Annotated in this window: 18 protein-coding genes; 5 read left to right on the top strand and 13 right to left on the bottom strand. The window is 33.5% G+C overall.

What is annotated here, in order from left to right; genetic code table 11:
• Nucleotides 1–332 precede the first annotated feature (332 nt).
• The 3 genes from AAFN87_RS05065 to AAFN87_RS05075 all read right to left on the bottom strand — a co-directional run bounded on the left by AAFN87_RS05065 (nt 333) and on the right by AAFN87_RS05075 (nt 3,026).
• Nucleotides 333–902 carry a dihydrofolate reductase family protein gene (locus AAFN87_RS05065; protein WP_347789966.1) on the bottom strand — a complete coding sequence of 190 codons (570 nt, stop codon included), beginning with the start codon at nt 900–902 and terminating at the stop codon, nt 333–335.
• 186 nt (nt 903–1,088) lie between these two features.
• Nucleotides 1,089–1,961 (bottom strand): AraC family transcriptional regulator, encoded by an 873-nt coding sequence (locus tag AAFN87_RS05070; RefSeq protein ID WP_347789967.1) that lies wholly within the window; start codon nt 1,959–1,961, stop codon nt 1,089–1,091.
• Between the two features lie 330 nt (nt 1,962–2,291).
• Nucleotides 2,292–3,026, bottom strand: coding sequence for a GntR family transcriptional regulator (locus tag AAFN87_RS05075; protein WP_347789968.1), 735 nt, complete (start codon nt 3,024–3,026; stop codon nt 2,292–2,294).
• Between the two features lie 386 nt (nt 3,027–3,412).
• Between AAFN87_RS05075 and deoD the strand changes: the two genes are divergently transcribed.
• Together deoD and AAFN87_RS05085 are read left to right on the top strand one after the other, a co-directional pair.
• A complete protein-coding gene (gene deoD, locus AAFN87_RS05080) occupies nt 3,413–4,123 on the top strand; it encodes a purine-nucleoside phosphorylase (RefSeq protein ID WP_347789969.1) in 711 nt (236 codons plus the stop codon).
• An 88-nt stretch (nt 4,124–4,211) separates the two neighbouring features.
• On the top strand, nt 4,212–4,427 hold the full coding sequence (locus tag AAFN87_RS05085; protein ID WP_347789970.1) for a nucleoside transporter C-terminal domain-containing protein: 216 nt from the start codon (nt 4,212–4,214) through the stop codon (nt 4,425–4,427).
• A 311-nt stretch (nt 4,428–4,738) separates the two neighbouring features.
• Here the strand turns inward: AAFN87_RS05085 and AAFN87_RS05090 are convergent, their stop codons facing one another.
• From AAFN87_RS05090 to AAFN87_RS05125, 8 genes are all read right to left on the bottom strand, one after another.
• Nucleotides 4,739–4,921: a hypothetical protein gene (locus AAFN87_RS05090; protein WP_347789971.1), complete on the bottom strand. Its 183-nt coding sequence runs from the start codon at nt 4,919–4,921 to the stop codon at nt 4,739–4,741.
• Between the two features lie 17 nt (nt 4,922–4,938).
• The gene (locus tag AAFN87_RS05095) at nt 4,939–5,805 is read right to left on the bottom strand and encodes a permease (protein ID WP_347789972.1); all 867 of its coding nucleotides are present in this window, start codon (nt 5,803–5,805) and stop codon (nt 4,939–4,941) included.
• Between the two features lie 81 nt (nt 5,806–5,886).
• Entirely contained in the window at nt 5,887–6,309 is a 423-nt protein-coding gene (locus AAFN87_RS05100; protein WP_347789973.1) for a MarR family winged helix-turn-helix transcriptional regulator, read from the bottom strand.
• 287 nt (nt 6,310–6,596) lie between these two features.
• A complete protein-coding gene (locus tag AAFN87_RS05105) occupies nt 6,597–7,649 on the bottom strand; it encodes a flavin-containing monooxygenase (RefSeq protein WP_347789974.1) in 1,053 nt (350 codons plus the stop codon).
• 656 nt (nt 7,650–8,305) lie between these two features.
• Entirely contained in the window at nt 8,306–10,438 is a 2,133-nt protein-coding gene (locus tag AAFN87_RS05110; protein WP_347789975.1) for a type IA DNA topoisomerase, read from the bottom strand.
• A gap of 247 nt (nt 10,439–10,685) precedes the next feature.
• Nucleotides 10,686–11,225: a GNAT family N-acetyltransferase gene (locus AAFN87_RS05115; RefSeq protein WP_071976260.1), complete on the bottom strand. Its 540-nt coding sequence runs from the start codon at nt 11,223–11,225 to the stop codon at nt 10,686–10,688.
• A 188-nt stretch (nt 11,226–11,413) separates the two neighbouring features.
• The gene (locus AAFN87_RS05120; protein ID WP_347789976.1) at nt 11,414–11,575 is read right to left on the bottom strand and encodes a hypothetical protein; all 162 of its coding nucleotides are present in this window, start codon (nt 11,573–11,575) and stop codon (nt 11,414–11,416) included.
• Between the two features lie 43 nt (nt 11,576–11,618).
• Nucleotides 11,619–12,581 carry a glycosyltransferase family 4 protein gene (locus AAFN87_RS05125; RefSeq protein WP_347789977.1) on the bottom strand — a complete coding sequence of 321 codons (963 nt, stop codon included), beginning with the start codon at nt 12,579–12,581 and terminating at the stop codon, nt 11,619–11,621.
• A gap of 777 nt (nt 12,582–13,358) precedes the next feature.
• On the opposite strand from AAFN87_RS05125, the gene AAFN87_RS05130 reads away from it, so the two are divergent.
• Genes AAFN87_RS05130 through AAFN87_RS05140 form a run of 3 tightly spaced genes read left to right on the top strand, consistent with a single transcriptional unit; the run spans nt 13,359 to nt 14,419 of the window.
• The gene (locus AAFN87_RS05130; protein WP_347789978.1) at nt 13,359–13,724 is read left to right on the top strand and encodes a DUF2089 domain-containing protein; all 366 of its coding nucleotides are present in this window, start codon (nt 13,359–13,361) and stop codon (nt 13,722–13,724) included.
• A gap of 13 nt (nt 13,725–13,737) precedes the next feature.
• Entirely contained in the window at nt 13,738–14,127 is a 390-nt protein-coding gene (locus AAFN87_RS05135) for an SHOCT-like domain-containing protein (RefSeq protein ID WP_347789979.1), read from the top strand.
• Nucleotides 14,128–14,137: 10 nt separating this feature from the next.
• Nucleotides 14,138–14,419, top strand: a complete 282-nt coding sequence (locus AAFN87_RS05140) for a hypothetical protein (protein ID WP_347789980.1) — start codon at nt 14,138–14,140, stop codon at nt 14,417–14,419.
• A 245-nt stretch (nt 14,420–14,664) separates the two neighbouring features.
• On the opposite strand, the gene AAFN87_RS05145 is transcribed toward AAFN87_RS05140, so the two are convergent.
• On the bottom strand, nt 14,665–15,855 hold the full coding sequence (locus AAFN87_RS05145; protein ID WP_347789981.1) for an MFS transporter: 1,191 nt from the start codon (nt 15,853–15,855) through the stop codon (nt 14,665–14,667).
• Nucleotides 15,856–16,192: 337 nt separating this feature from the next.
• Nucleotides 16,193–17,056 (bottom strand): class I SAM-dependent methyltransferase, encoded by an 864-nt coding sequence (locus AAFN87_RS05150; protein ID WP_347789982.1) that lies wholly within the window; start codon nt 17,054–17,056, stop codon nt 16,193–16,195.
• Nucleotides 17,057–17,181 lie beyond the last annotated feature (125 nt).

Raw genomic sequence — 17,181 nt, forward strand, 5'->3', positions numbered from 1 at the left:
TTCTTTCTTGTCACACATAATCAAAACTACGACTACAGGTTAGCTCCCTAGTACAGTCGTAGCATCAGTTTAACATACTAAAGCCAAGCCTTATGAAAAATCGAAAAATCACTAGGCTTATTCAACATGGCCTAATTTATCAAAATAATATCGTAGAGTTAAGAAAGTTATTATAGATACTTGACTAATCGTAAGAAAAGAGCTGCATTTGCAACTCCATGAACTTAAATTAACGCACTCCATTAATTAAATAAGAAAAGGGACGCTTATTCCACAATCGCGCTCGTTTGCTGTAGTAATGAAATTTATAGTCTGGTATCCCCAAATGATATTTAAATTCTGTTTGAATGGTAGATTAGTTGAACAACGCCGGAGGAAAAAGTCCTTGTATTCACCAAATTTAAATTCAATCTTTGTTTTATATCAACAAATAACGGTCTTCCCTCTCCCAATACTACAGGGTGAACAGATAATCTAAACTCATCAACAAGCCCTAAATCAATAAAAGTCGTGATGAGACTTGCCCCACCGTATAACCATATGTCTTTACCAGGATTATTCTTTAATTTATTTACTTCCTCGGGAATATTTTTATTTACAAATATTGCTTTACAGTCAGACCCTTTTTGCGTTCTAGAAAACACATATTTTTCCTTGCTGTGAACCAACTCCCACATTTCTTTTTCGTCATCAGGAGCCCCGGTTGTTGGAGTATATTGTCCCCATAAATCGTAACTTTTTCTTCCATACAAAATTGTATCAATTTGATTTAGGAAATTAGTAAACTCCATTTCAGGGTCCATTATGCACCAATCAACTTCACCATTTTCCCCTTCAATAAATCCGTCTAGGGAAACAGCTAAATCTAAAATTATTTTTCTTGTTCCTACTTCACTGGACATTATTTTCCCTCCTTTAGTTGTTCAAGAATCTGGCCATATTACTGAAAAAGGCACAATTCCTCTTCAAGAATTGCGCCCTATTGGGGAGGATCTTATTGAAGATAATCAATCTAGTTCAAGTGTATATTCACAATCATCGTATCTGTAAAAAGAGCAGCCAAAGCAGCTCAGTGATCTAATATTTTATTACCTTTTCAAAACTGGAATCCAAATTTCACTTGTAACAGATGGTGAAGTTAAATCTTTGGTTTTAATCGACAAGATTTCTGGTCCTTCTGCTACTTGATAATTGGAAGATGGAAACCACTCAGAATAAATCCTTCCCCAAGTCTCCTGTAGTGTAGTAGGAAAAGGTCCGGTTGATTCAAATATCGCCCAAGTTAAGGCAGGAACTTCAAGTTTTGAAAAGTTTTCAGGGCATTCTTGTGTTGTAGCTACTCCTATATACTGATCAAGATCTCCTTTTTCTTCCATACGCCCTTCAGAAAAGTTTGTTGATGCTTGAATAATCCCTACCGGTTCAACGTTTGAAAGCTTTTTTAATTGCCCTATTTTTTCCATCGTCAAGGATTTCCACATCGCTGTAATTTCCGGGTTTTCCCCTTCAAAAATAATTGGAACTCTTTTCATAATACCAACTATGTTAAATCCCACTTTTTCTTCAATTCGGTAATTCATTTCATTTCCTCCTTTAATTGATAATTGGAAGGTCATAGGTGGAAATGCTTTTAATTGCTGTCCGTTATTCCTTGCTTCTGATGGTGTTACACCATGAAAATTTTGAAAAGCTCTAGTAAAAGAGTCTGGTGAATTGTATCCGTATTTAATCGCAATATCAATTATTTTTAAATTACTATTTGTAAGCTCAAATGCCGCCAAGCTCAATCGTCTACGGCGAATATATTCTGATAATGTTATTCCTGCAAGAAAAGAAAACATTCTTGTAAAATGATATCCGGAACAATTAGCGATTCTTGCCACCACTTTGAAATCTATTTCGTTAGTGAGGTTATCCTCAATATATCTCATTGCATCATTCATGCTCTTTAGCAAATCCATTAAATGACCTCCTTTCATCAATAGAATAACAGGAGTTGAATGTGTCAGTCCGACATTTCATGCACCATTTTGTCGGGTTAATACTATGTTTTACTAAACTGTCATCGTATCATTTTAGAAAAAATTTAGTATGCTTGTTCTTAAAGCTTCCTTAACAATCTGGCCCAGTTGCTGAAAAGGCACAATTCACCTTTAAGAATTCCGCCCTTTAATGGAATAATTATTCTTAGGGGTAGTACCACACATCCATTAATATACTTTTTTTGAAGGTAAAAGCACGTTTCTTTTTTGTTATATCAGTTCTTATCTACATTTACGAGCGTTTTTAAGTTATTTGTTTATTCGATTAATTTTCACTGAACTAAGTTCGTTTGGTATATAAATCTTATTTTTAAGTAAAACATTCCCCATTGAGTCATATAAATTTTCAATTAGTAATACGAATAAATTATTATTTGAACGTAATTCATAATGTGCAGAAGGAGGAACCGATTCTGTAAATTTTATTTCGATTGTTGATGAATGTATTAGCATATGAATATCTTCTTCAAGTATTTTTAGTACGCTATGATGATCATTGAGATTCATTTGATATTGGGAAGCAGTCTCACTTGGGAACATTGTAAAAGCATGTGCTACTATTTTATTTTTACACTTGTACCACCTATTAAACCTAATTATCACTGCTGAATCGCGATTAAAAATCTTTTTAATGTAATCACTATCGTCTGAAAAACTAACTTCAAAATAAGCATCTATATCATCAATCATTTCTGTACAACATTGAAAAACAGTATTATCTATTTTTTCTAAGCCAACACTTCTTACATTCACATTTTGTTTTATAAAGTTCCCTTGTCCATGGATTGTTTCAATATAACCGTCTTCTTTTAGGAAACCCAATGCTTGTCTTAGGGTCATTCTACTAACATTCATCATCTTAGAAAGTTCTTGTTCCGAAGGTAGCTTATTTCCAATCGGATAGACTCCCTCATTTATTAGTTTTAATAATTTTTCATAAACCTCTACGTATAGAGGCGTTTTTTTTTTATTTTCAACCGACATTAACAACACTCCTTATAAATATTATATCGAGTTATAATTTATTCGCAATCTTGTCAGTTAAGTGGAATGTAAAACACGACTATTATTCTTTTAAGTCAGATACCTAAAATTTTTAAGGTGCAGAATATTATGAAATTTTAAGATTGTTATTGCTTATTTTAATATATTGAAATATAATTTAGTTGAAAAGAATTAGACAACGATACATACCACTGTATTTCGTGGTATTATTTTTACATCTAAGAGGTAATAAGAAATTAGGATAAACTAGTTGTATTTTGAAACCGAATACATTTCAAGAAGATTGTACAGGTTACTTGATATGTGAAAGAGGTATGAATATTAGTTTAGTCGATTAAAAAGAATTGAAATGGAGAGGTTTTAATATGACAACACCACACAATACTGCAAAAGTTGGAGAAATTGCTAAAACGGTTTTAATGCCAGGAGATCCTCTGCGTGCAAAATATATTGCAGAGACATATTTAGAAAATATTACACTATTTAATAGTGTACGTAACATGTATGGATATACAGGGACTTATAAAGGAAAACAAATATCCGTGATGGGTTCTGGAATGGGAATGGCAAGTATGGGGATTTATTCATACGAATTATATAAATTTTTTGATGTAGAAAATATTATACGTGTTGGTAGTGCAGGAGCTTATACTGATAAACTGAACATTCATGATATTGTTCTAGCAGATAGTGCCTGGAGTGAATCAACTTTTGCAAAGGTTCAAGCAGGTGTAGAATCTGATATTCAGTATCCAAGTGAGTTATTAACACAAAAAATTGAAGAGGCTGCAAATCGTATTAATATTCCTCTAGTCAAAGGAAAAGTACATTCGAGTGATGTATTTTATCACGAAAGTCATGTTCCAAATTATGTTGATTTTTATAATGAGCATAATTGTATATGTACAGAAATGGAAAGCTTTGCATTATTTCATAATGCAAGAATTTTAGAAAAAAATGCGGCGTGTTTAATAACTATTGGAGAGAACTTAGTAACTAAAGAGGAAATTAGCGCTGAAGCAAAACAAACTACATTCAATAATATGATGCAAATTGCATTAGAGGCTTGTTTGTAAAGTGTAGAAATGGGTTATTACGTACAGGTTCAGTAATGGGAACTAATGTAACTGCTAACGAATTCGTTGCAATGTTAGACTTCCAAAAATGATTCCTGAATTATCACATAAGACAGTAGCAATTGTATCTGCATTTTTAGTGTCATTTGCGAACTTCTCATCAATCGGTATCATTTTAGGGACTGTACAAGCCGTAAATGGTGAGAAGGCATCACAACTTGCTAAAGTCGGTTTTAAAGTACTATTAGTTGCTACGATGGGTTCTGTTCTTACTGGAACGATTGTTGGTTTATTTATCTACTAGTGCATAAACAATTAATATTTTAAGCAATGTTATTAATTTAATTGAAAAACCCCCCCTCTTTATTATAAAGGGCGGAATTTTTAAACCTTAATGAACAAGTTTAGTTCTCTTATCTTTATCATAAGCATGCATGGAAACAACCGAGATTTTCTTTAAAGTAAGTTATTCAATTAAATGCCCGATTGTGGAACAAGTTAGATTTTTTTCTTCAACTAACTTCCTCCGTAGATGATTAGCAACAACCTTTCAGTAAACAGTCTTTAAAAAAACCTGAGAACACATTCCTCTGTAGGTTCTCAGGTTTTACATGTTTATTCTGTTTTAGAAGAACAGCAGCTAGATGAAGCATTCATTTCCGAAGCATTATTATCTTTTGATTCCACTACTTCTTCAATTTTCACGTTACAACAAGACTTCTTATCTTCTTTTACTTCTTCAATTTTTATATTGCAACAATCATTATCTTTCTTTGATTTATTAAAAATTTTAAACATTAATATGTTCACCTCCTTTAAATGATGTAGAATAAGAATCCAGAAAGTGTAGCCATTGTTATTACAGAAGCTACAAAAGCCACTACTAAGCGTTTATGGAAGATTGAATTTAATAATGCTACCTCGGGAATACTTGCTCCCACTGAACCGATCATAAGAGCCATAACAGGTGGGAATGCCATGCCCTTAGCTATTAAGATTTTTGATAATGGAATCATCGTTTCAATACGAACATATAACGGAATACCAATAACAGCTGCGATAGGTACGAGCCACCATTTGTCTCCACCTAGATAAGTCGAAATCCATTCTGTTGGAACAGCTTCGTAAATTACAGAACCAATAGCTGCTCCTAATAGTAAGTATGGATACACCGTCTTCATCAAATTTAGTGTTTCTTTTGCAGCATCCTTAAAACTAAATTTCATTTCCTCTTCTCGATAACCAGTCATTCTTACATTTTTAACAGCTGTTTCAAATCCTAATTTTTCCAATAACAGCCCTATGATCGCAGAGAAAATGGCTGTAATAATGGTATATGTCACAGCAACCTTCACGCCTAGCATCGCAACCATAAGCGTAATAATTGTTGGATCTAATAGTGGTGAAGCGAATAAGAACACCATGACAATTCCAAAACGTACTTTTTTATTTAGCAAGTTCACCACAACCGGTATTGTTGAGCAGGAACAGAATGGCGTAACAAAAGCAAAAACTAAGGCTGCTACTACACCTAAAAAAGTATTCTTGCCAGAGAGATATTTATTAATCTTCTCGTAAGGCACTATCGCTTGTAAAAGGTTAACAGCAAACGAAATAACAACAAAAAGTGTTGTTAATTCTAATGCGATAATAAAAAATTGGATTAAAATTTCTTTAATCATGTTGCCACTCCTTAATTATTTGTAAATTGCAAGTATATGCGGATATTTACTTGCAATTTGCAAGTATAGACCAGGATTATACTACCCTATTGGAGTAGTACAACACTTATTAGTTTTTTCCATGTTCCTATTTAGTAAGTGAATAGCCTGAACAACCATTTCTCTTTCATCTTGGCTCATGTTAGAAAATACGCATTCTAAAAATTGATTCATTTGCTTATCAATATCATCTGCTACTTCTTTTCCTTCTGCTGTAAGAGATAAGATGAAGATTCTTCGATCAGAAGGGGCAGGTGTTTTAGAAACAAGACCTATCTTAACGAGTGATTGAACTTGCCTACTAAACGTAGTAATATCTGTTCCCAATGTTTCAGCCACTTGTTGAATAGATGGATGATGTTGTCGATCGATTTCATACAAAATATGACTTTGGACAAGGGAAATATTATGACCACCCGCTTGGCAGCAGTCTTTATTTAAAAAGCCAAAACGTCTACTGAACATTTGAAAAATCTCTCTCAAGTTTTGTTCCATAGTAGTCACCTCACTAATTAGTATATGAATAAACTTATTTGCAAACTGCAAGTAATAATGAAAAATTGAACACCACGTATTGATAAGTTGCTAATGATATATTAATACTATTACTTGCAAATCGCAACCTTTTATATTTAACCTATTATTTCCTTTTTCACAAGAACAACAACTAATTTTCTAGACATACCTTTATGTACATATTCACATAAAGAAAGTGTTTCATAAACCCCACTTTAGGCAAAGATTGAATATCCCTATTTAAGTTGTTTCAGTATTTTTTTCACAACAAACAGTGCATCCGATCCAACTCCTCTTAATGTAGCAGAAGCAAAGGAACGCTGTCCTTCCAGCCCCACAAAATAAATACCAGGAACTGGGCTAATACCAGCTTTATGTAAAGGCATACCATCCTCATCAAGCGCACCTAACAATTTTAGATAAGGAGCACTAGGTCTGAATCCTGTTGCAAAGATTACAGTATCTACAAGCTCTTTTTTCCCGTTCGGCCAAATAACACCACTTTCATAAAAGGATGTAAACATTGTTTGTTGATTTGGATTTCCTTCAGTTATTCGATCTTTGAATCGATTCGTATCAATAACTGCATTTGAACTCGGGGCAGTTTTCCCGAATCGCCAGAATGGAAAATTATCAAAACCAATTAGTTTTATCCAAAAATGTAAATCGAGTCTCCCAATATGTTGTTTCATAAACTGGATTGGTTGGCGAACTGCTAAAGTTGTTCGACTCACTTCAGACAATTCAACTGCAATCTGTACAGCAGAATTACCACCACCTACAATGACTACTCTTTGGTTGTGAAATGGTTTCGAATTTCGATACTCCGAAGAATGGAGTGTATCTCCCTGAAAAACATCCATTCCTGCTATTTTTGGAACGAATGGACTATTAAATGAGCCAGTCGCATTAATAATAGTTTGAGCCTTAAATATTTCTCCTGACTTTGTTCGAATAACAAAACCTTCCCTATCTTTTTCAATCAAATCAACTCGCTGATTAATTAAAACTGGCAATTCAAACTTTGATTTATAATCCTGTAAATATCGAATGACTTCATCTCGCTGCGGATAACGATTCTGATTGCCAGGGAACTTCAGACCAGGCAGTGAGGAATAGCCTGCAGGAGAAAATAATTTAAGACTGTCATAATAACTTGGCCAAGACCCGCCTATCTGATCACTAGCCTCCAAAATTAAAAAACGCAATCCCTTCTTCTGTAAGTGATAACCCGAAGCAAGCCCAGCCTGGCCCCCTCCAATTACAATTGTATCAAGTATCTCTTTCATAATATTCCCCCTAATTATTTGTACTTTGCAAATATTAAATAAGAAAAAATATCTCAAATTAACATTTTCAAACCGCAAATATGTACAATACACGATTAATAAACAATGCACTCATACATTAATGTGTAATCATAAAGCATAATTTTCGTATAACATATTTCCCAACGTTATACAGATTATTAATTAGTTATACTTCAATTACTTGCATATTACAAGTAATTTTTGTTACAAATAAATCAAACAAATCGAAAGTTAACATTTTTCTTTATAGTCCTCTAACTCTTTAACTGACCATTTAATACATCTCTTAAAAGCCTGTTTTTCTTTCTTTTATAGTATCAATGTATGCTATTGTTAGCGGCAGCTTATCAGCTTTTTTCTGATAGTGATTTCTGATTAATCGCTTCCAGATACTGCTTACAGTTATTCTTAAGGGCCTTTCTCATGTATTTAAGTCTTCCATTTTTTCAATACTTTCAAAAACTATGACCATCGTAAAAAAAGAAATATGCTATATTAATCAAGCACCATTTGTTAATTTGAATACATTCTTCCATTAGGGGTCGTTTATTCACTATTTTTATCACTATCTCTAGAAACAATTAATTTACCAAATAAAAAGCGGATTGTAAGAATACAAACCGCCTTGATTACTTTTAATTTTTAACATTAAAATCAAATTCAATTTTACCTTCAACTAAACGAAGTGCGGTACTGAACTGTTTACCACTCTTTGCTTTAAATCCTTTAATCTCTGTAGTTTTACCGTTAGTACACAAGTCTTTAATATTTTTCTCTGTGAGCTTCTTCCCTAGTAACCTTTCTGGAAATGTTTGTTTACAGCCATTTTTATAATTTGAGCAGCCATAAAAATTCTTGCGTAAGCTTATTTTACCGACTTTACACGCTGGGCAAGTAACAATTTCTTTCGCCACAGGTTTAGTAAAATGCTCTGCTTCAATCGTTAACGTATTAATTTTATTCGGCACTTCTGTGATTAACTGATTAATAAATTTACCAATGTTATCGATAAAGTGTTTCGCTGAGCCTTCCCCGCGCCCTATTTTCTTCAAATAAATCTCCCATTTAGCTGTCATGGAAGGACTAGAAAGTAAAGTTCCTTCAATCGCTCTGCAAAGGAGTTCTCCTTTTGGTGTAATACTTACAATATTTTTTCTTACCTCGATAAATCCATGTTTTTTTATCGTCTCGATAATCCCACTTCGAGTTGCCTCTGTTCCAATGCCTTCTACGGAATTTAGTATTTCGATTTCGGTCTCATCTTCAACTGCTTTTCCACATGTTTTCATCATCGTGATTAACTGCCCTTCCGTATAGGGCTTTGGAGGCTTTGTTGTACCTTCAATGATGTCGACTTTACTTTGTACCATTTCACCTTGGGACACGACAGGTAGTACCTCGTCATGATTTTGAGGCTCTTTTTCTCTAGAAAATAGCTCTTTCCAGCCTTTCACAAGCTCTGTTTTCCCAACTGATTTAAATTCTAAATTTTTTACGTTTGTTAAAATCGTTTTTTCATCATACTCATAATCTTTATGGAACATTGCTAACGTAGTATTTACTATTTCAAAATATATATTTCTTTCATCAGCAGGCATTGATTGCAATGCTTTTTCAGTCGGTATTTTTTTAGTCGGAATTATAGCATAGTGCTCTCCGACATTTGAGCTGTCAACATAGCGTTTATTTTGTCCTCTTAAAACTGGTTCAAACGAATGTCCACTAAGTTGTTGGTATTTTTGCAATGAATCTTTTAAATAGTCGTACTCATTATGCGTAATGAGCTGTGAATCAGTCCTTGGGTAAGATACTAATTTCTTCTCGTACAGCGATTGCGTAAGCTTTAGCACATGAGCAGGGCTATATTTCCAGCGCTTATTGGCAGTCGCTTGCAATGTCGATAAAGCATGTAATTTAGGCGGCTGGATTCGCTTTGTTTTATTCGAAACGTTCGTGATTTGACCTCCATCGATTGGCTGAATGCCGTGCTGATTTAATAGCTGCTCAGCCTCCGCCCTTACCTTTGTTTTTATTTTTGCTTTACCTTTGTAAACACCGTTTTGAACTTTGAATATACCTTCAATTTCATAAAAATTCTCTGGTATAAAATTCTCAATTTCTTGCAGTCTTTTATAAATTAAATATACAGTTGGAGATTGCACGCGTCCGATTGAAATGCTGCCCTTAAAGCCCTTTTTTTGAAGAAGCAAAGTATACAACCGACTACAGTTCATCCCGACAAGCCAATCACTAATTTGACGTGTTTTCGCTTCCTGATACATGAGCAGATCGCGGTCATTACTTTGCATATTATTAAAACCTTTGCGAATTTCATCGACCTCTAGTGAGTTAATCCATAAGCGTTTTACAGGCTTTTTTACTTTTGTCATTTTGTAAATCGAATAAAAAATATTCGATCCTTCACGCTCAGCATCACAAGCGTTATAAATTATTGAAACAATAGGATCGTTAAAGATTTTTTTTACAGCATTAAACTGCGTATACATTTTACTTACTACTTTATCTTCATATTTATCTAAAATAATTGGTAGTGATCCTAGAGACCACTTTTCCCATTCCTTTTTGTATTCCTTAGGTTCCTTCAATTCTACTAGATGACCAACAGCCCAAGTAATAATTGCCCCGTCCGGAAATGTAGAACAAGGCTCTAATTCTATAAATGTTTTTTCTTTTTGCTTAATTTTATATGCTTCTGCATAAGCTCTTGCCTGAGATGGTTTTTCAGCCAAAATAGCGATTTTCCCCATAAATAATCACATCTTCTTTAAAATAATATTTGTATAAATAAATATAAAACTCAACTAATCAGATTAGTTGAGTTTATTTTGAAATACATTACTACTATTTTACTTGAAACAATTTAAAATATCACTTAGGTTCGCGGAAGCGTGCACTTTTTTGCACGGCTAATGTTGTGCTTTCTTTTTGCATTTTTGCTATTGACTTCGCATAGTTGGTCTTATACTGTACGATGCACTATTCAAATTGTTAGCTTTATAATCCGAGTCTGGCACCTACTTCTGCATACTCTATATCTTTTCTTTCTGCATTCCAATTACCCCCTGTTTGTCCGTCCCATATCGCTCCTGTTTCAACGAAACCGACAGATGCAAACAACTTCCGGACGGCTTCGTTTACCATCCAATATGATGTAGCAACTGCATCGGCTTTTCCTTGTGGAAACGACTTTATGTAATCAATAACTTTCATCATTGCTTGTTTGCCAAATCCTTTGCCTTGATGCTTTTTATCAATCATAAAGCGATTAAGTCCATAAGTAGATTTATCTCCATATTTTTCACATAAAATCGAACTTTCCGCCAGCTTGTAAAATCCAATATCGACATATCCTATGACTTCATCATTGTTGCATATAGCGAAGATCATAGGAGGTTTTTCGTCGTTGAGTATCTTTACATAGGCTTTAGCCAAACAATATATGCTGGAATCCACATTTCCTTTCTGCTCATCTGTTATGCTTAACTTCAACACTGCCTCAAAATTATCGTGGGTAATTTTTCTTAATTCAATCATTTTTCTTCCCTACTTCCGAAAATATAAATTCGCTGCATCTGCCCGTAACGCCGTTCCCGTCCCCAAGGGCAAGGGCGAAGCGCAGCGCCGACAGGCGGCGCGTCCTGTCCGGCTGCTGCCCGCCCGATGCCATGCGGAACGCTAGGCGATGGGGCGGCTGCCGGACAGCGTTCCCCGTCCTCCGTGCCTTAACGACCTAAAATCTTCGTATCAGAAGCACTTTTCAAATATTTCAAATCCCCTGTTGCAATTTTTACGGAATCAGGCTGCTGGGATTTAGCTAAGAAATGATCATTTATCACCTCACTACCTAATATCGCCAATGCATTTAAACATGTAATATGTGTCATTCGAAAAAGCTTATTATCTTCCCATTCGTCTGGAAACAGTTCTTTAAATTGTTGTTAATAATATGATTATGGCTGTAGTACTTGTACATATACAGAAAAAATATATAGTAATTACTGCTTGAACTTGGGATAGCCCATAATTTAACAGTCTGTGATGTATATGTAATTTGTCTGGGCGAAAAATTGATTTACCTTGCATAAACCTCTTTAATAAAACAAAAATTGTATCAAAAATTGGTACCGCTAAAATTAGGAGAGGAACACTCACAGTAATCAGAGTAATTGTCTTTAGTGCACCAATTATTGAAATTGTTGCTATCATGAAGCCAAAAAGAGTTGAACCTGTATCACCCATTATAATTTTTGCAGGAAAGAAATTATGAGGTAAATAACCTATTGCAACTCCTAGTATAAGAGCAGAAAGAACCGCAGAAATCGGCTGGTTCATAATTAATGAAGTACATAAGAAAGTCATAGAAAATATTCCACATATTCCACCTGCAAGCCCATCTAAACCATCCATGAAGTTAATCGTATTGATTATAAATATAATCCAAATAATGCTTATAACCTTACCAATACCAGGAGGAAACTCTATGTATCCAATAATCGGTAAATTTATTACTGAGACATAGTATCCAAATTGCACCACTAAATAAGCCGCAATAATTTGAATTACCAATCTTATAAGTGCCGAAAAGTCTTTCGTTTTTGTTTTGTAGTAGTCATCGATGAAACCTATTGTACTAAGAAGAATAACTCCTAGACTTAAAGCTATTGTAAATTTTAATGTTAAATAGTTAAACCAATATAGAAAAGTTATTCCTATAAGTATGACAACAAAAAAAACTACCCCTGCAAGCATTGGAAGAGGTTTTTTATGTACTTTTCTGTAGTTTGGATTATCTACGAAATTGACCTTGATTGCTATAGGAATTATTAATCTGACACCTACATAGGTAAATAAAGCTGCTGTAAGTGTATATGCTATAGAAATTGTTAACAATATTAAAACCCCTTCCGATTTTTGTAAATTTATATTTCTACAACAGTATAATATAATACTTCACTACTTAATATCAAACTATATACAATTAATTACAATTATCACAAAATTTTAAAACAACATTAATTCCCTAATAGTAAACAATTTCCGCATCTTTTTACACAAGAAAATGACAATCGTACTAACTCATTACCATATTCAATCATTATTTTTTCCAATACATAATCTTTTTCTTCTCTACTCCCCCTCACTTTTAACATTCTTTAAATTTCGCTATTAGACGATTATCAATTCCAAATAGGTTCAATTTCTGAAAAAATTAATTTAATAAGGACTTTCTTCTAATTGATCTTAATATTTAATTGATTTTTAATTAACATTACGTAAAAAATAGCTATAAATTGAAATACAAAACCTGTATCTTATATTACTATCAATTTAAGATACAGGCTTATTGCCCTTAGGGAACATAACAATTATTAGCAGCCGAAGCACCTTTCAAATATTTCAAGTCTCCCGGTGCAAGCCTTATTAGCAACTATCTCCAATACAATTATGTAACTGGGTATTTTCAATAGGAGGAATGTTTCAATTTCAACCATTATGGTACATAATATATCTTAAATAAATAACGAAATAGAGAACAAAAAATCAATAATTTTAAATAACAAATTAATAAAATTAATTTTTTAAATAAAAAATATTAATTTTGTTATTTATTTTTCCATTATCTTGTTATACAATAAAATCGAATCAACTAAAAGAAAGGATTTCATTATGGCTTATAAAGTAATCACAAATTGTCCTGTCTGTAGCAAAACATTGAAAATTACAAAGTTGCACTGCTCACATTGCCACACGACGATTGAAAATGAGTTTGAATTATCTAAGCTAGCCTCCTTATCAAAGGATCAACTTCACTTTGTGGAAGTATTTTTAACATGCAGAGGAAATATTAAAGAAGTTGAGAAGGAACTAGGGATTTCATATCCAACAGTTCGCGGCAAGCTAACAGACATCATTTCAGCCCTTGGGTATGTGCAGAAAAAGGAAAATGAAGTAAACGAGAAAAAAGTTATCACTATGTTGGAAAATGGCGAAATCACAACAGAAGAAGCCATTAAGCTCTTAAAAGAAGACTAAGGAGGAATTAATCATGAAAGACGAAATTTCAAGAGTGTTAACAATGGTTCAAGAAGGTAAAATCGATGCAGATAAAGCATCTGAATTGATTCAAGTGCTACAAGCGAAAGAAGAAACAGGTAGTCAGCTTCTAGAAAAACCGACTAAATATTTAGATAAAACATTAAAAATTCGTGTTGTATCAGCTGAAAATGATAACGTAACTGTCAATTTACCAATAAAACTTGTCAAAGTAGTGTTGATGGCTGGACATAGCATCGCAGCAAGTATTCCTCAATCGGAAAAATATGTTAAAGATATCGACATAAACCTTATTCTTGACGCAATCGAAAACGAATTGGATGGTCAAATAGTGGATATTAGATCAGCAGACGGAGATACCGTTTCTATTATCATTGAGTAGTGAATTGCTTATGATGAATGTAAAAGTGAAAGCAAAGAACGTTCGGTTATCCATCCCAGTTCCATATACTGTTTTAAACATAGCTATTTCAATCTTGTCATCTAAATTTTTACAACAAAATCTAAACAAATGGACAAAAGAGCACTTCGAAAGAAAAAAAATAGATTTCACCTTTCCATTAATAGACAAAAATGTACTAAAGCCTATCGTCAAGGAGCTAAAAAATTATAAGGGAATCGTGCTAGTAGATGTTAAAGCAAAGGACGGTACTGAGGTTAAGGTTAGACTATGATTTGTTATAGAAACATCCGATTACTAACTGGCATTTTGAAGAAAAGCCTAATTTCTCGAAAATTAGGCTTTTATTACTTTGGCCCCTATTGCAGAGTGGCTAAAGGCAAGAATTTCCCTGTAACCCACATTCGACATTCCAGCCGCACCTTTAGTAGATTGATTGTGCATGAGTTGTCTTTTTAACTAAAGAGTGGAATCTGTTTTTTTATTTCGTTTGATTGTTATTAATTGAAATGTATTTGCTCATTTAGAGTTTATATAAAGGAATTTAAAATATATAGATGAAATGCTACCGATTAAAAATGTAATGATACCAAGGACTATAATAATAGGGCCAGGCTGATATATTTCTAATAAATATCCGTTTAAAACGGTTCCTAGTGGGATAGAAATAATCATGAAGGAACTTAAAAAACCAAAAAATTTACCTTGTTGGCTTTCTGGCACCTCAGTTCTATACAATATTCCAAAGTAGACATTAGAAAATCCAAAAAATATGCCAGACAGGAAAAATAATATTGTAAAAAGAACTAAATTGTTAATAGCAACCCCCATAAAAATATTTAAAACTGCCATCATAGCCACACATAAAAAAGCAAAATAAATTAAACTGCTTCCCCATTTTATTTTTCTAGATAATGTCGCACCGATTATACTGCCCACAGGAGATGACGCCAGTACGATGCCATACCAAAATTGTTCGACATTACTTAATACTAAGTGAGTTTGTATTGCCAACATCATACTAGCACCTAAAATATTTATACAGGCAGCTACTAGTATAAAGGCAAAAATCTTAGTAGATTGAAAAATCATTTTAAAGCCATTTACTAAATCATCAATGAAGCTCCTATTATTCTTTTTAGTTATTTCTGTTGATAGTTTAACCTTTGAAATAAAAAATATAGCGAATAAAATTACTATTGTTTCAAGTAAAAAGGCGTAATGATATCCGAGAAGTACAATAACGAGTCCACCTAATAAAGGTGAAACTGTTTGAGAAACTTGAGTTGTAACCTGGTTGATCGGCACCGCTTTTGGTAATTCTTCCTTAGTAATCATATCCATTAACAAGGAGGAATTGACAGGGCTATTTATTGATATACCAATCATTCTTAAGCAAATTAGAAATGCTGATAAAGTGAGTACAAATGTGAAACTATTAAAAATAAATAGCATAAGAGAAGAAATTAAAATAACTGTTGCTCCTATTTTTATTAGACGTATTTTAGCGTATCGATCCGCCAATGTACCACTAAAAGGAGTCACACTGCCACTAATAATAACGAGGATCGAGCTAATAATAGAAACAATGAATGGTGATTTCGTTTCCGCCAATAACCATATCGGAATGATAAAAGTTATCGTTGCACTGATTATGGAAAGTAGTGCAACGTATATAACATAATTTTTGTGATTTAAGTTTACAAACATATTATTCCTCCACTATTAATAGCAGTAATGGGATTTGGTATTCTGCTAGATACAATTATGGTAGAGACAGGAGCAGCTTTTATTAAAAATGTACTTATAAAAAATCAGATTAAAGTTATTTAATAAAAGACCACTCTGAAAAATAAAGGGAGTGGTCTTCTGTTTGCCCTTCAGTTCTCCGAAATAAGAGTAATTTATAAACATTATTAACTTAAAATTGTAAATTGCATTTATCTTTACTTCGACGTGAGAAATACTGGAAAACAATGGTTCTCTCATCGTTTTCAAACATTCCATTATTTATTATGCCTTATTAATTTTACGTTAGGTCAATATACTATCTGACTGTTCCAAATGTAATTTTCATCACAGCTGCATAGGTAGCCGCCATCGATGAGGTGAAATTTTCGGACAAATACTTTTCGGTCTCGTATTGTCGAATAGCCTCTTCTGGTAACATTCCTCGTTCTATAAGGCTGTTAATAAAAGCTTCCCGATTACCGGGGTTACTGAATTGCATCGCCTCATAAAGCTTTGAAGCCGTTTCTCTGTTAACTGCTGGATCGAGGATATTCACCTTATCACTTACTCGACACTGTACATCATGTAATCCGAGGCGATTAAAATACAAAGGGAGCTTTAATCCGATATTCCCATCTTTACCCGTACTCTTGACATCATGCTCAAACAGTTTCTGTAGTTGTCCAAGAGGAATGGCAGTAGATTGTTCAATCCCCTCAAAATGAAAACTTGCGTTGCTACCAATCCAGTGAGGCTCAAATGCAATAACTTTACCTTCTTTTTTTACACAATCGATCATTTTGTTAAGCATAAACATTGGATCAGTCATATGCAGCAATACACCATGACAAACAGCAATGTCATACTTTTGCTCAATCTTTACGGTATTAAAATCGCCAAGTAAAAACTCCGTATCATATGGTGAATCCTTAAATAGTTCCTTGGCGTGTTCGATAAGTTTAGCGCCAGCATCTATTCCTACATACTTAGAGCCTTCTGGCAACAAAGGTAACAGTCGAAGGCCCAGATGACCAAAACCACAACCAAAATCTAAAATATGGACGGGACTATCAATCTTCCATACTCTCTTGACTAAGAATTCGATATAATCATCGTTATAGTACAAACTTACCGACCTTTTTAAATATTCAATTTGACTGTCCCAATAATATTGTTCCATTTTTTGATCTCCTTAAACTTATTTCGCGCCGCGGTTCGCTACAATAAACATACAGGTTGCTCCTAAAAATTAGTAGACTTATGTTTAAAAATTATATAGACTATTATTTATCTATGGCTTTTTTA

Origin of the sequence: Solibacillus sp. CAU 1738 (assembly GCF_039888725.1) — a bacterium.
In the GTDB taxonomy this organism is placed as follows: Bacteria; Bacillota; Bacilli; order Bacillales_A; family Planococcaceae; genus Metasolibacillus.